General features: G+C 57.3%; 12 protein-coding genes. 3 read left to right on the plus strand and 9 right to left on the minus strand.

Annotated features, from left to right (window positions below; translation table 11 throughout):
• Positions 1-66: 66 nt before the first annotated feature.
• Together lplT and aas are read right to left on the minus strand one after the other, a co-directional pair.
• Positions 67-1260 carry a lysophospholipid transporter LplT gene (gene lplT, locus ABFV38_RS17760; RefSeq protein ID WP_348957667.1) on the minus strand — a complete coding sequence of 398 codons (1194 nt, stop codon included), beginning with the start codon at positions 1258-1260 and terminating at the stop codon, positions 67-69.
• Positions 1253-3412 carry a bifunctional acyl-ACP--phospholipid O-acyltransferase/long-chain-fatty-acid--ACP ligase gene (gene aas, locus ABFV38_RS17765; RefSeq protein WP_348957668.1) on the minus strand — a complete coding sequence of 720 codons (2160 nt, stop codon included), beginning with the start codon at positions 3410-3412 and terminating at the stop codon, positions 1253-1255. Before aas ends, lplT begins: the two co-directional genes overlap by 8 nt.
• A 425-nt stretch (positions 3413-3837) precedes the next feature.
• Between aas and galR the strand changes: the two genes are divergently transcribed.
• The gene (gene galR, locus ABFV38_RS17770) at positions 3838-4854 is read left to right on the plus strand and encodes an HTH-type transcriptional regulator GalR (protein ID WP_021242019.1); all 1017 of its coding nucleotides are present in this window, start codon (positions 3838-3840) and stop codon (positions 4852-4854) included.
• Here galR and ABFV38_RS17775 read toward each other — a convergent pair.
• Positions 4815-5300, minus strand: coding sequence for a GNAT family N-acetyltransferase (locus ABFV38_RS17775; RefSeq protein ID WP_128301373.1), 486 nt, complete (start codon positions 5298-5300; stop codon positions 4815-4817). The two genes, galR and ABFV38_RS17775, sit on opposite strands and share 40 nt — an antisense overlap.
• A gap of 220 nt (positions 5301-5520) precedes the next feature.
• Here ABFV38_RS17775 and ABFV38_RS17780 point away from each other — a divergent pair, with 220 nt between their 5' ends.
• The gene (locus ABFV38_RS17780; protein ID WP_167213621.1) at positions 5521-6558 is read left to right on the plus strand and encodes a LacI family DNA-binding transcriptional regulator; all 1038 of its coding nucleotides are present in this window, start codon (positions 5521-5523) and stop codon (positions 6556-6558) included.
• Here the strand turns inward: ABFV38_RS17780 and lysA are convergent.
• Positions 6528-7790 (minus strand): diaminopimelate decarboxylase, encoded by a 1263-nt coding sequence (gene lysA, locus ABFV38_RS17785; protein ID WP_348957669.1) that lies wholly within the window; start codon positions 7788-7790, stop codon positions 6528-6530. The genes ABFV38_RS17780 and lysA overlap by 31 nt on opposite strands.
• 121 nt (positions 7791-7911) lie before the next feature.
• On the opposite strand from lysA, the gene ABFV38_RS17790 reads away from it, so the two are divergent.
• The gene (locus ABFV38_RS17790; RefSeq protein ID WP_348957670.1) at positions 7912-8838 is read left to right on the plus strand and encodes a LysR family transcriptional regulator; all 927 of its coding nucleotides are present in this window, start codon (positions 7912-7914) and stop codon (positions 8836-8838) included.
• On the opposite strand, the gene ABFV38_RS17795 is transcribed toward ABFV38_RS17790, so the two are convergent.
• From ABFV38_RS17795 to ABFV38_RS17815, 5 genes are all read right to left on the minus strand, one after another.
• On the minus strand, positions 8833-9525 hold the full coding sequence (locus ABFV38_RS17795; protein WP_235404742.1) for an aspartate/glutamate racemase: 693 nt from the start codon (positions 9523-9525) through the stop codon (positions 8833-8835). The two genes, ABFV38_RS17790 and ABFV38_RS17795, sit on opposite strands and share 6 nt — an antisense overlap.
• 133 nt (positions 9526-9658) lie before the next feature.
• The gene (locus ABFV38_RS17800) at positions 9659-11074 is read right to left on the minus strand and encodes a sugar porter family MFS transporter (protein WP_045909900.1); all 1416 of its coding nucleotides are present in this window, start codon (positions 11072-11074) and stop codon (positions 9659-9661) included.
• A 314-nt stretch (positions 11075-11388) separates the two neighbouring features.
• Positions 11389-12150 carry a 2-dehydro-3-deoxy-D-gluconate 5-dehydrogenase KduD gene (gene kduD / locus ABFV38_RS17805; protein WP_048224726.1) on the minus strand — a complete coding sequence of 254 codons (762 nt, stop codon included), beginning with the start codon at positions 12148-12150 and terminating at the stop codon, positions 11389-11391.
• A 63-nt stretch (positions 12151-12213) separates the two neighbouring features.
• Entirely contained in the window at positions 12214-13050 is an 837-nt protein-coding gene (kduI, locus tag ABFV38_RS17810; RefSeq protein ID WP_045909902.1) for a 5-dehydro-4-deoxy-D-glucuronate isomerase, read from the minus strand.
• Between the two features lie 235 nt (positions 13051-13285).
• Positions 13286-14464, minus strand: coding sequence for an acetyl-CoA C-acetyltransferase (locus tag ABFV38_RS17815; RefSeq protein WP_235404737.1), 1179 nt, complete (start codon positions 14462-14464; stop codon positions 13286-13288).
• Positions 14465-14552: the final 88 nt, after the last annotated feature.

Here is a 14552-nt window from a genome sequence, read left to right on the forward strand (position 1 = left end):
CGCTTACCGGGCCTACAGGTGCTCAAACCCAGGCCGGGTAAGGCGAAGCCGTCACCCGTCTATATATCAACGGCGACGTTGCCAGAGCCATAATGCAGCAATCGCAATCGCAAACAGCCCGCCAAACCCGACGCCAATCCCGACCACCGGCACACCCACTTTTACCGCCAGCGAGTAGAGCCCCAGCATTAACAGCATTGCCAGGTTTTCACCCAGGTTTTGTACCGCAATGGCATTGCCTGCCCCGACGGTCTGCTTGCCCCGTTCCTGCAGTAACGCGTTCAGCGGCACCACGAAGAAGCCCCCCAGAATACCAATCAGGATGAGGAGGGCATACGCGGGCAATAATGCATGCTGCAGCGAGAAGATAAGCACCACGACGCCAATCAGGATCCCGGCGGGCATACAGCGTGCGACCGTCTCCAGCGTGACCAGCTTCGCCGCCGCGCCCGCCCCAACCACAATGCCGATGGCCACCATCGCATTAAGATAGGTTGGCGTCGCATTGTCAGTAATGCCCAGCGCCACCGGCACCCACAGAACCAGCAGGAAGCGCAGCGTGACGCCCGCGCCCCAGAACATGCTGGTCCCCATCAGGGAGAAACGCGTTTCACCCTTACGCCACAGCACGCGGCAGGCGGTAAAGAAACTGCCGGTCATCGGTTTAAATCGCCAGGATTGACCCGGGCGAGCCGCAGGCAGCTTCGGAATAAACAGGTTCGCCACGACAGCCCCGCCATATACCACCGCACACACGCCCAGTGCCGCCAGCACATGCCAGTCGGCCAGCACGCCGCCCGCAACGGAGCCAATCAGGATAGCGGCAATAGTAGATGACTCCATCAGACCATTGGCTTTCACCAGCTTATCCCCGGTGGTCAGCTCGCCGAGAATGCCGTACTTCGCCGGGGAGTAGGCGGCGGCGCCAATGCCCACCAGCGTGTAGCCAATAAACGGATTGAAGCCAAAGCAAATGCTGGCGGCACCCAGCAGCTTGAGGCCGTTGGCAAACATCATCACCCGGCCTTTCGGGAAACTGTCCGCCACCTGCCCCACAAACGGGGCAAAGATAATGTAAGCGCCCACAAACACCATCTGCAGGATCGGCTGACTCCAGTCGGGGTAAAACTCGGCTTTCAGCAGCGCCAGCGTGGCAAACAGCAGCGCGTTATCACCGAACGCAGAGAGAAACTGCGCGGCAATGACGGCCATCATGCCTTTCGACCTGAGTGAAGTGTTAGTGTGTACTGACTCACGCATTTTGCTGTTCCGCCTCTTCAACCATGCCTTTCAGGGTTACGAAATCTGGCTTCCCGCTCCCCAGCACCGGGAGCTGTTTCAGGTAGCGAATATCGCGCGGCACGGCCAGTTCAGGAATACCGTGTTCGCGTGCATAGTTCAGTAATCTGTCGCGCTTAAGCTCACCGTCGGTCGTAAACAGTACCAGCGCCTCACCTTTGCTGGCATCGCTCTTCACCACCGTGGCGTGCATCTTCTCGGCGGACACGGCCGTCGCCAGTTGCTCCACCATTTCCAGAGAGACCATTTCGCCGGCAATTTTGGCGAAGCGTTTCGCGCGTCCCTGAATCTGTACAAAGCCCTGCTCATCGAAACGGACAATATCCCCGGTGTCGTACCAGCCGGTTTCAATCTCGCCGTTGACGTTTTCCGCCGTCGGCGCTTCCAGCACGCCCGGATTTTCCACGCGCAGATACCCGTTCATCACGTTTGGCCCTTTCAGCTGCAGGCGGCCACCGTCCTCAATGCCCGGCACCGCCAGCAGACGCGCGTCCATCCCCGGCAGAATTCGGCCAACCGTACCCGGTTTCGCCGCCATCGGCACGTTAATCGAGACCACGGGCGCACACTCGGTAACGCCATAGCCTTCGAGAATGCGCAGGCCAAACTTGTCCTGCCAGATCTGGCGAGTACTCTCCTGCAGTTTTTCCGCGCCGGCCACCACATACCGCACGCGATAAAAATCATACGGATTGGCGAAGCGCGCATAGTTCCCCAGGAAGGTTGAGGTCCCAAACAGAACGGTACAGTTACGGTCATACACAAGCTCCGGCACAATGCGGTAATGCAGCGGGCTCGGGTAGAGGAACACTTCTGCGCCGGTCAGGAGCGGCGTGAACAGCCCCACCGTCAGGCCAAAGGAGTGGAACAGCGGCAGCGCCGACATAAAGCGGTCGTTCGCGGTAAAGTCGGCGATGCTTTTAATCTGCTCAACGTTCGCCAGAATGCTCTTGTGGCTGTGGACGACGCCTTTCGGGTTGCCCTCTGAGCCTGACGTGAAGAGGATAATGGCGTCATCTTCCGGCTGCTGTTTGACCTGCGCCAGACGCGGCACCAGCAGATGCGCAAATATCCACAGCTTGTCGCCGGTGGTCACGTCCGCTTTCAGATCCTCCAGGAAGACCCAGCGCACCTGGGTGAGCTGCTCGGGAAGGTGCCAGAGCTTGCCTTTGTCCAGAAACTGACGGGAGGTAAAGACGGTATTAATCTGAGCGGCAGTAATGGCGCTGGTCAGCCCCTTCACGCCCGCCGTGTAGTTCATCATCGCCGGGATCCGGCCTCGGGAAACCGCGCCGAAAATCACCGCCGCGCTGATGCCCGCGTTAGGCAGCATCAGGCCAATCTTTTCGCCCTTTTTGCTGTACTTCTCCAGAATACGGCCCACAAACAGGGTCTTGGTCAGCAGTTTGCGATAGGTATCCGGGGTAAAGTTGATGTCTTCGATGCAGTTTTTCTTCGCGCCATAGCGGTACTGCGCGGAAAGCAGGGATTCGTACAGCGTTTCGCGCGGGCGCACGGCCATACGCGCTTCCATCATAATCTGATGCAGCATTTCCCCGGCGATTTTACGGCGATCGCGGGCACGCGGCGCGTCGGGCATCGGTAACGACGTTGGCGGCAGGATATGCAGCGTGATTTTGGGGAACAGACGCTGCTTCACCAGCCCCTTGAGACGGCTGAAATGGGTCAGCTCCGCGCCTTCAATACGCAGCGGCACCACGGTCGCTTTTGACTTCGCCGCGACAAACCCCGCGCCGTCGTAGATTTTCATCAGCGAACCGGTCACGGAGATACGCCCTTCCGGGAAAATGACCACCGGGCGCCCCTGCTCGACCAGGCGTACCAGATGTTTAATCATCATCGGTTTTGTCGGGTCGAGCGGGACAAAATCAATCAACGGCGTGAGCCAGCGCATGTACCACTGCTGGCTGATGGAGGTATACACCGCAAACACCGGGCGCACGGGCAAAAACAGCGCCAGCAGAATGCCGTCTATAAAGGAAACATGGTTTGGTGTGATGAGAACGCGTTCGCCGCGAAGCGCCCGGGCATCGCCGGTGATGCGGATGCGAAACAGAATACGGAAAAGCGTACGGAAGAACCCAAATAGCATCTCAACTCCCTTTGCCAGCCAGTGTGGAGGGTCGATAGTAAATGGTGGCAGATTACACGAGAAGTGGTAAGGGAGCGATAGCAAAAGTGGAGGCGAAAAAAAACCTGCGCATCCGCGCAGGTTGGTGCAAGAGATGAGTACGAAACCGTACTAAGAATTCTCACCAATCAATACCTCTGGGATCTCAACTGTATCAACCTCTTTAACACCCTTGCTATCGGACAATCGCAACAGCCTGAGGCAAAGTGTAACTAAAGGTTCAGATTCACATTCTTCAGACATGACTGGGCGTGTAACGATTACACCGCCAGGGGTGTGCTGCGTCACGTTTGTGGAGCGCGAAAATCCGCTCCCCTTGAATGCACGCCGCTTTTCCGCAACACTATTTGGTGTGTAAACGCTTACCCCCAATAAGAAGGTAATGAATGGCGACAATAAAGGATGTGGCCCGTCTGGCAGGCGTGTCGGTGGCAACCGTCTCGCGCGTAATTAATGATTCACCAAAAGCCAGTGACGCATCACGTCAGGCGGTACAAAGCGCCATGGAATCCCTGAATTATCATCCCAATGCCAATGCCCGCGCGCTCGCCCAGCAGTCTACAGAAACCATCGGGCTGGTGGTGGGCGATGTTTCCGATCCCTTTTTCGGCGCCATGGTGAAAGCGGTTGAACAGGTTTCTTATCAGACAGGCAATTTTTTGCTGATCGGCAATGGCTATCATAACGAACAAAAGGAACGCCAGGCCATTGAGCAGCTGATCCGCCACCGCTGCGCGGCGCTGGTAGTACACGCCAAAATGATCCCGGATGCCGAACTGATTCATCTGATGAAGCAGATGCCGGGCATGGTGATTATCAACCGTATCATTCCCGGTTTTGAGAAACGCTGTGTGGCGCTCGACGACCGCTACGGTGCCTGGCTTGCCACGCGGCACCTGATTCAGCAGGGCCATACCCGAATTGGCTATCTCTGTTCCAATCACCCGATTTCCGATGCGGAGGATCGCCTGCAGGGCTACTACGACGCCCTGCGTGAAAACGGGCTGCCGTGTAATGACCGTCTGGTGGCCTACGGCGAACCGGATGAGAGCGGCGGTGAACAGGCCATGACCGAGCTGCTGGGTCGCGGACGGAATTTCACGGCGGTTGCCAGCTATAACGACTCCATGGCCGCAGGGGCGATGGGGGTGTTGAATGACAACGGGATTGAGGTACCGGCCGAAATTTCACTGATTGGCTTCGACGACGTGCTGGTCTCCCGCTACGTTCGCCCGCGGCTGACCACCGTGCGCTATCCTATCATCACCATGGCAACGCAGGCCGCCGAGCTGGCACTCGCACTGGCTGAACAGCGTCAGCCGCCGGAAATAACGCATCTGTTTAGCCCGACGCTGGTCCGTCGTCACTCCGTTGCGTCGCCTGCAGAAGCGCAGAGCGAATAACGGTAGAGGTGAACCCGCGTGTTGGGGTATTCCAGCCCATCACCGATATACTGCCAGCCGTAACGTTCGTAGAAGTCGCGGCAGGCAGACCAGAGATGGAGTTCCTCATACCCGGACTGCGCGGCGTAAGCGATAACATGCCGCTGAAGTTCTCCCGCCAGCCCCTTGCCTCGCGCCGCGTCGTCAACGTACAGTGCCGCCAGCCACGGAAAGAGATCCTGACGGGTGATCAAATCGCAGCGCCAGAGCCCCACCGTACCAAGAAGCTTTTCGTCCTCAACGGCAATAAACGTCAGCGGTAATGCCCCCGGCGTCTGGCTGTGCTCAACAATACTGTGGAAAAATTCCCGGGGAAGCCCTTCGCCAAAGGCCTGCCAGATCCAGTCGGTAACCTGCTCAGCATACTGCGGTGCATCGTAGAGCGGGAGGATAACTGTCTTTTTCACGTTTCACCTGCGTATTCTCATTAATGGGCTGGCCTGACGTCTCCAGCTCGATTGGCGATTATTTTACCAGAGTCAGACTATTTAGTTTGACTTCAGGCAGGCCTGACGAATCGTTACCAAAAAGCGTGATCGTGGCGGAATTTTTGCGCTTCCCGCATCGCTTATACGGCGTAAGCTCTGTGTTAAACTGCAGATCATTACGTGGAAGCAGGAATGTAGAATGGCAACAATGCTGGATGTCTCACTGCGCGCGGGCGTGTCGAAGGCCACGGTATCGCGCGTGCTGAACGGCACGGGTCAGGTTAAAGAGAGTACGCGTCAGCAGGTGTTTGCTGCGATGGAAGAGCTGGGCTATCGGCCGAACTTTCTCGCACGCTCGCTGGCTAACCAGACCAGCAACAGCATTGGTCTGGTCGTCTCGACCTTCGACGGCTTTTACTTTGGCCGCCTTCTCCAGCAGGCGTCGCGGCAGACTGAAACCCACGGGAAACAGCTGATCGTCACCGACGGTCACGACGCGCCGGAACAGGAAGAGCAGGCGGTGCAGATGCTGGCCGATCGCCAGTGCGATGCCATCGTGCTTTATACGCGCTATATGAGCGAAAAAGCGATCATCAAACTGATGAACACCGTAAAAACACCGCTGGTGGTCATTAACCGTGAAGTGAGCCAGGCGCCGGATCGCTGCGTGTTCTTCGAACAGCAGGATGCCGCATTTAAGGCTGTGGATTATCTGATCGAACAGGGGCATCGGGAGATCGCCTGTATCACCGTCCCGATCCATACCCCAACCGGGAAAGCGAGGCTGATGGGCTATCGCAAGGCGCTGGAAAAGCACGGCATCCGTCTGGACGAGCGTCGGATTAAGTACGGCGATGCGGGAATGACCGGGGGATATGAGCTGTGCAAGGAATTGATTGCCGACGGTGTATCGTTTAGCGCCCTGTTTGCCTGTAACGACGATATGGCGCTGGGCGCGTCCAAAGCGTTACACCAGGCGGGGCTTAAAATCCCGCAGGATATTTCACTGTTCGGCTTTGACGATGCCCCTAGCGCGAAATGGCTGGAGCCTGCGCTCTCATCGGTTTATCTGCCCATCGACAATATGATTGTCACCGCCATCGATCAGGCGATCCGGCTGGCAAGAAACCAGCCGGTCGATGCCATCCCGCCGTTTACCGGCACGCTGGTCTTACGCGATTCGGTCACCACCGGGCCGTACTTTCATCAGATGAGTTCTAAAGCCAGCAGTTCCTGAATGGTCTGGCGACGGCGGATCAGCCGCGCCTTGCCGTTATCAAACAGCACTTCCGGCAGCAGCGGGCGGCTATTGTAGTTAGATGACATAGACGCCCCGTACGCGCCGGTGTCGTGCAGTACAAGGTAATCCCCCGGCTTGACCTCTGGCAGCGAGCGGGTCTCCACTTTGCCGCCTTCCTGCTGGGTAAACACGTCACCCGATTCGCACAGCGGCCCCGCAACGACCGTCTCAACGCGCGGCGCCTGCGTTAAATCGCGGCCGTCGGCAGCCAGGGCGGTAATGTGGTGATAGCTACCGTACATGGACGGACGCATCAGGTCGTTAAAGCCCGCGTCAATCAGTACGAAGTGGCGAGACCCCATCTCCTTCACGCTGCGCACCTGCGAAACCAGCACACCGGCTTCCGCCACCAGGAAACGGCCCGGCTCAATTTCCAGTTTTACCGCGTGGCCAAGATGCGCGGCGATTTGATCGCGCGCGGCGCTCCACAAACCGTAATAGTGATCGGTATCGATCGCCTCTTCCCCTTCGCGATAAGGAATGGAGAGACCGCCGCCCGCAGAGATCGCCTCCAGATCCTGACCGAAGTCGACAACCTGACGCACCATCGCGCCGCACACCTGCTCCAGGTGGCCGTAATCCACCCCTGAGCCAATGTGCATATGAATGCCCACCAGCTTCAGGCTGTAGCGCTGTAACACCTCCAGCGCGGCAGGCATATCGGCATACCAGATCCCGTGCTTGCTGTTTTCGCCGCCGGTATTGGTTTTTTGGCTGTGGCCATGACCAAAGCCCGGGTTCACGCGCAGCCAGACGCGATGGCCGGGAGAAACCTGACCCAGCTGTTCCAGCATATCCACAGAACCGGCATTCACCGGGATCTGCAGCTCATGAACGCGCTCCAGCGTCGCATCGTCGATCACATCGGCGGTAAAGACGATCGCGTCGCTGTCGGCTTTCGGATCGTATCCGGCCGCCAGCGCGCGCTCGATTTCGCCGAGTGAAACGGAGTCCACCTTCACGCCCTGCTCGTGCATCAGTCGCAGAATATGAATATTGGAGCAGGCCTTCTGGGCAAAACGCACCACGTCGAACTGATGCAGGGCGGCGATCTTCTCGCGGACGATCTGTGCGTCGTAGACCCACACCGGGCAGCCAAACTCGGCAGGCAGGCGCAGAAGGTTGTCGGCGTTCAAATCGGTATCAGTCTGGTTCAGCGGGCGTGGCATGGTCTTCTCCGGATAAATGCGTTTTGATGATTACGCCACAGCGCAAAGAGAATAAAAAATATCGTTTTATCGCGAGTCTATGCAAAAATGATATGGACAGTTCTCTGCTTTCAGGTGCCCTATGCCCGCCGTCAATTTACGCCATATCGAGATTTTCCACGCCGTGATGACCACCGGTAATCTCACCGAAGCCGCACAGATGCTGCATACCTCGCAGCCGACGGTAAGCCGCGAGCTGGCCCGCTTCGAGAAAGTGCTGGGGCTGAAGCTGTTCGAACGCACCCGGGGCAGGCTTCACCCGACGGTACAGGGGTTACGTCTGTTTGAGGAAGTCCAGCGCTCCTGGTACGGGCTGGACAGAATAGTGAGTGCCGCGGAAAGCCTGCGCGAGTTTCGCCAGGGCGAGCTGTCGATTGTCTGCCTGCCCGTCTTCTCCCAATCCTTTTTGCCGATGCTGCTCCAGCCCTTTCTGGCGCGCTATCCGGAGGTCAGCCTCACCATCGTACCGCAGGAGTCTCCCCTGCTTGAAGAGTGGCTTTCGGCTCAGCGTCATGATTTAGGGATAACCGAGACACTCTCCTCCCCAGCGGGCACGGCGCGCACGGAGTTGCTCTCATTAGATGAAGTGTGCGTTCTGCCCGCCGGACATCGGCTTACCGGTAAGGCGGTGCTCACGCCGGAAGATTTCCATGGGGAAAACTACATTAGCCTGTCGCAGACCGACAGTTATCGACAACTGCTGGATACCCTGTTTGCCGAGCATCAGGTAAAACGGCGAATGGTGGTAGAAACGCACAGCGCGGCCTCGATTTGTGCGATGGTGCGCGCAGGCGTCGGCGTCGCGGTGGTGAATCCGCTTACGGCGCTGGACTATGCCGGAAGCGGGATCGTCGTGCGCCGTTTTAGCGTTTCCGTCCCGTTTACCGTGAGCCTGATCCGCCCGCTACACCGTCCGGCTTCCGCGCTGGTGGACGCTTTCACCGAACACGTCATGGATCACGCGCGTCAGCTGGCGCTTCGCTTACCTGACCTGCAGGATCCATTATGACAGCATAAACGCCACGGCATCCGCAGCATGGATAGCGGTGGTATCAAATACCGGGAGAGGGCTTCGCTCAACGGGTACCAGCAAACCGATCTCCGTGCAGCCAAAGATCACCCCTTCGGCCCCCTGCTGCGCAAGTTTCTCGATGACGCTGACATAGAAGGCGCGGGAGGTTTCACTGAAGGTTCCAAGGCAGAGCTCGTCAAAGATAATCTGATTGATGCGCGCCCGGTCTTCTTCTTCCGGGATCAGACTTTCGATCCCAAACTCGCTGTGTAAGCGCCCGCGGTAGAAATCCTGCTCCATGGTGTAGCGTGTGCCCAGCAGCGCTACGCGGCGCATCCCGGATGCCGCAATTGCACGCCCGGTCGCGTCAGCGATATGCAGGAACGGCAGCGAGCAGCGGTTCTCAATATGCGATGCCACTTTGTGCATGGTATTGGTACACAGCACTATCCCCTCGGCGCCGGCCCGCTCAAGCCCGAGCGCCGCCTGGGCCAGGATCTCCCCGGCTTTATCCCACTCGCCGCTCGACTGGCAGGCTTCGATTTCATGGAAATCCACGCTGTGCAGGAGCAGGCTTGCGGAGTGCAGACCACCCAGACGCTGCTTCACCCCTTCGTTAATCAGGCGATAATAAGGGATTGTCGATTCCCAGCTCATTCCACCTAACAGGCCGATCGTTTTCATCATCCCTCCTTTTCGTTGATTTCTTCTTTTAACATAACCGATGCCAATAAAAAAAGGCGCTCTGTTCAGCGCCTTGTTAAACCAATATCGGTTATCGCCTGCATACGCTGGAATACGTAGACAGGCAATACGATCACACGCCGATGTTCCGCAGCTTCTCCCCGGCCATCAGCTTGCGCTCGATGTGTTCCAGCGTCACGCCTTTAGTCTCCGGGATCAGCCAGAACGTGATGCCAATAAACGCCACGTTCAGCACCGTATAGAGCCAGAACGTTCCCGCTGCGCCAATCGCGTCCAGCAGCGTCAGGAAGGTCGCGCCGATGATCATGTTCGATACCCAGTTGGTGGTCGTGGAGCAGGTGATGCCAAAGTCACGGCATTTAAGCGGCTGGATTTCGGAGCACAGGATCCACACTACGGGCGCGGCGCTCATCGCGTAGCCTGCGATACACATCATGGTCATCCCGACAGAAAGCCAGGAAAGTCCACTGGAGGCCGTGCCGTTATCAAACTGCATCAGGCAGTAGCCGAGGATCAGCGTGCCGAGCGCCATCACGCTGAAGCCAATTTTGAGCGCCGGTTTGCGGCCCGCCTTGTCCACGGTGAATACGGCAATAAAGGTGGCGAACATGAAGGTCAGCCCGACCACCAGGGTGGCGATCATCTGCTGTTCCGTGGTGGTGAACCCGGCCATTTTGAATATGCGCGGCGCGTAGTACATGATGATGTTCATGCCGGTGAACTGCTGCATCGCCTGCAGCAGCATGCCGAGGAAGACCGCCCGGCGCACGTTGCGGTTGATTTTAAACAGCGCCCAGCCCCCCTGCTTGAGCTTCAGGCTTTCACGGATCTCGTTCAGCTCTTCGCGGGCTTTTTCGGAGGTATCGCGCAGCATGCGCAGCACCTCTTCTGCCTCCACGTGGCGCCCTTTTTGCGCCAGCCAGCGCGGGCTGTTCGGCAGGAAGATCACTAAGACAATCAGCACCACCGCTGGCAGCGCCAGCACGCCGAGCATTGCGCGCCAGTTGCCGCTGTAGCTGAAGTACGTGTCAGACAGGAACGCCAGCACAATACCCAACGTGACCATAAGCTGATACATGCTGATCATCTTCCCGCGCACGTTCTCACTCGCCATTTCGGAAAGATAAAGCGGTGCCGTATAGGAGGCAATCCCCACCGCCACGCCCAGCAGTACGCGGGAAAGCAGCAGAACCTCAACGTTTGCGGCAAACGCGGAGCCAATGGAGCCGGCGACAAACAGAATCGCCCCGGCCATCAGGCTGTATTTGCGCCCCAGACGAAACGAGAGCCAGCCGTTGAACAGCGCGCCGATGGCCGCGCCCAGCATCATGCTGCTCACCACCCACTCCTGCAGGCGGCTGCTCAGGGTAAAGTGATCGGTAATAAACGGTAATGCACCGGCAATGACGCCAATATCCAGTCCAAATAACAGGCCCGCCACGGCAGCGGCAATGGAGACAAACTGATTCATGCGCCGGGTATCGCGCAGCGCAGCGGGCATAAGGGTAGAGTCATTTATAGATGTCATATTTTTCCTGCCTCAACAGCAAAATTCGTTAAATGAAATTACGAGATAGTGAAGAAAAGTGTCAGGCGGGAATTCGTGAAGATATGGATTATTTCGCTATGGCATCACGATCTGTGATGGACATTACAATTTCAACTAATGCTGAAATCGCACCGTTTTTTATTAATTACCTAATATTTAAGCAATAAAACTGTGATACGCGTCATTTATGAATTTTCAGTATGGATTTTTCATCTTATGTCATATGGATAATGGCAATTTTTAGCCAAAAAAAAACCTCCACCCGAGGGCAGAGGTTCGTTATGCAGGTGGAATTAACGTGCCAGCCAGCCGCCATCAACCGCCACGGTGTAGCCGTTGATATAGTCCGATGCCGACGAGGCCAGAAAGACCACCGGCCCCATCAGATCGCGCGGAAGACCCCAGCGCCCCGCCGGAATACGGTCGAGGATTTCCGCGCTGCGCTGCTCGTCTGCACGCAGCTGCTGGGTGTTGTTGGTCGCCATGTAGCCCGGCGCAATGGCATTCACATTGATGTTGTGTTTCGCCCACTCGTTTGCCAGCAGGCGGGTCACGCCCATCACGGCGCTTTTAGACGCGGTGTAAGACGGCACGCGGATACCGCCCTGGAACGAGAGCATGGAGGCAATATTCACGATCTTGCCGCCGTTCCCCTGCGCGATAAAGTGCTTTGCCGCCGCCTGGGACATGAAAAATACGCTCTTGATGTTCAAATCCATCACGTCATCCCAGTCGCGTTCGCTGAAGTTGATCGCATCTTCACGGCGAATCAGCCCGGCGTTGTTGACCAGAATGTCGATATGGCCGAATTCCGCCACCGCGCGATCCAGCAGTTCAGGAATGGCATCGATTTTACGCAGGTCGGCGGTCAGGCTCAGGAAACGGCGACCCAGCGCCGTCACGCGTTCGATGGTTTCCGTCGGTTCAACGATATTAATCCCGACGATATCGCAGCCCGCTTCCGCCAGGCCTAACGCCATCCCCTGACCCAGTCCGGTATCACATCCGGAAACCACCGCCACTTTCCCCTGCAGAGAGAATGCATCCAGAATCATGTTTATTCCTTACTCTTTCAGAGCCTGTCACTCACAGGCAGGTTTATGCTTCACTGCCCGCGACTAGCGCAGATCGCTGACCGCAACATGGTCCATATCATCAAAGACCTGGTTTTCGCCAACCATTCCCCAGATAAAGGTGTAGGCTTTTGTCCCAACGCCGGAGTGAATAGACCAGCTCGGTGAAATCACCGCCTGCTCGTTGTGCATCACGATATGGCGCGTTTCCTGCGGCTGTCCCATCATGTGGAACACACAGGCGTCCTCATCCATGTTGAAGTAGAAGTAGACTTCCATGCGGCGCTCGTGGGTATGGCACGGCATGGTGTTCCACAGGTTCCCTGGCGCAAGCTCGGTCAACCCCATGCTGAGCTGACAGGTCTCCAGCACGTCCGGCACGAAGTATTTATTGATGGTGCGGCGGTTGCTGGTGAGGTTGTCGCCCAGCGTCACGGGCGCGACGTCTGCCGTGGTCACTTTTTTGGTTGGACAGGTGGTGTGAGCCGGCGCGCAGTTGTAGTAAAACTTCGCAGGCTTGCTGGCGTCGATGCTGGCAAAGACCACGTCTTTCGCCCCTTTACCTACGTACAGTGCCTCGCGATGGCCAATCTCATAGCACTGTCCGTCCACGGTGATGGTGCCCGGCCCACCGATGTTGATCACCCCCAGCTCGCGACGCTCGAGGAAATAATTCACGCCCAGCTGTTTACCGACCTCGCCGCCCACGGAGACGGTTTTCGTGACGGGCATAATGCCGCCCACAATAATGCGGTCGATATGGCTGTAAACCATGGTGTACCTGTCGGCCTCGAATATCTGCTCGACTAAAAATGCCTTGCGCAGCCCCTGAGTATCCAGCGTTTTGGCGTGCGCGCTGTGGATGCTTTCTCTGACGTCCACGGTAACCTCCAGATGTGGTCATGCCCGAAGGCGGGAAGTAAAACGAAACAGCGTTCCGTTTTTCATAATAAGCACATACTATCGGCATAAAGTGAGCTTTTCAATTACATTTAAAACAACGTTTCATTTTTTATTTTTGTTTATAACGGAAATGATGTTCGGATCACAATTAAACCGACGGGAGAAAAAGGGCACAAAAAAACCTCCCGGAGGAGGTCTTTTCAATAAGGAAAGGTTAGCGTTCGATGGCTAGTGCCACCCCTTGCCCGCCGCCGATACAGAGCGTGGCAATCCCTTTGCGGACATTGCGCTTTTTCATTTCGTGGACCAGCGAAACCAGGATGCGGCAGCCGGACGCCCCAATCGGGTGCCCCAGCGCGATCGCCCCACCGTTCACGTTAACCCGCAGCGGATCCCACTCCAGCATTTTTCCGACGGAGATCGCCTGTGCGGCATAGGCTTCGTTCACTTCGATCAGATCCACATCAGAAAGCTGCCACCCCGCACGCTCCAGACAGCGACGGGTGGCGTAGACCGGCGCGATCCCCATTAGCGCAGGATCAACCCCCACGCTGGCGAATGCCTTAATGCGGGCCAGCACGGGTAGATCGAGTTCGAGGGCTTTGCTTTCGCTCATCATCATGACGGCGGCAGCGCCGTCGTTGATGGAAGAGGCGTTTCCCGCCGTCACCGAGCCCTGCATTTCAAAAGCAGGATTCAGCCTGGCCAGCCCTTCAGCGCTGGCGTCGGTGCGCGGCTGTTCATCGGTATCCACAACCATCACCTCGCCGTTCTGACGCAGCGCGCTAACCGGGACAATTTCGTCGCGAAAACGACCGGAATCAATCGCCGCACGCGCTTTTTGCTGCGAGCTCAGCGCATAGGCGTCCTGCACCTCACGGCTGATACCGTACTCGCGCGCCAGATTTTCCGCCGTCACGCCCATATGATAGTCATTGAAGGCATCCCACAGGCCGTCATGCACCAGGCTGTCGAGCAGCTGACTGTTGCCCAGCTGTGCGCCGGTGCGGCTGTCGGTCAACACGTGCGGCGCGCGGCTCATATTCTCCTGCCCGCCCGCAATGATCACGTCCGCCTCACCACACTGAATGGCCTGCGTCGCGAGATGCAGCGCTTTTAATCCTGAACCACAGACGTCGTTAATGGTGATAGCGGAGACGGTATTGGGCAGCCCGCCCTTCAGCGCCGCCTGACGCGCAGGGTTTTGCCCGGCACCGGCCGTGAGGACCTGTCCCAGAATCACCTCGTCAACTTCATGTGCTGCGATCCCGCTACGTTCCACGAGCGCTTTCACCACCACGCTCCCCAGGTCAACCGCCGAGTGACGCGCAAGCGCTCCCTGAAAACAGCCGATAGCTGTACGCAACGCACCCACTATTACGACATCTTTCATCACGACCTCTGTGTTAAATGACATGACGATAGTAGAGGATTGTTACTGGCAATTATCTTAATTGTTTAAAAATAGTGAGTTTAATCAC

Source organism: Enterobacter cloacae complex sp. Mu1197 (assembly GCF_040059225.1).
GTDB lineage: Bacteria > Pseudomonadota > Gammaproteobacteria > Enterobacterales > Enterobacteriaceae > Enterobacter > Enterobacter quasiroggenkampii.

Bases quoted from the DNA above. Each gene is read 5' to 3' on its own strand.
- lplT (WP_348957667.1), bottom strand. From the start codon at position 1,260: ATGCGTGAGTCAGTACACACTAACACTTCACTCAGGTCGAAAGGCATG.
- aas (WP_348957668.1), bottom strand. From the start codon at position 3,412: ATGCTATTTGGGTTCTTCCGTACGCTTTTCCGTATTCTGTTTCGCATC.
- galR (WP_021242019.1), top strand. From the start codon at position 3,838: ATGGCGACAATAAAGGATGTGGCCCGTCTGGCAGGCGTGTCGGTGGCA.
- ABFV38_RS17780 (WP_167213621.1), top strand. From the start codon at position 5,521: ATGGCAACAATGCTGGATGTCTCACTGCGCGCGGGCGTGTCGAAGGCC.
- lysA (WP_348957669.1), bottom strand. From the start codon at position 7,790: ATGCCACGCCCGCTGAACCAGACTGATACCGATTTGAACGCCGACAAC.
- ABFV38_RS17790 (WP_348957670.1), top strand. From the start codon at position 7,912: ATGCCCGCCGTCAATTTACGCCATATCGAGATTTTCCACGCCGTGATG.
- ABFV38_RS17795 (WP_235404742.1), bottom strand. From the start codon at position 9,525: ATGAAAACGATCGGCCTGTTAGGTGGAATGAGCTGGGAATCGACAATC.
- ABFV38_RS17800 (WP_045909900.1), bottom strand. From the start codon at position 11,074: ATGACATCTATAAATGACTCTACCCTTATGCCCGCTGCGCTGCGCGAT.
- kduD (WP_048224726.1), bottom strand. From the start codon at position 12,150: ATGATTCTGGATGCATTCTCTCTGCAGGGGAAAGTGGCGGTGGTTTCC.
- ABFV38_RS17815 (WP_235404737.1), bottom strand. From the start codon at position 14,464: ATGAAAGATGTCGTAATAGTGGGTGCGTTGCGTACAGCTATCGGCTGT.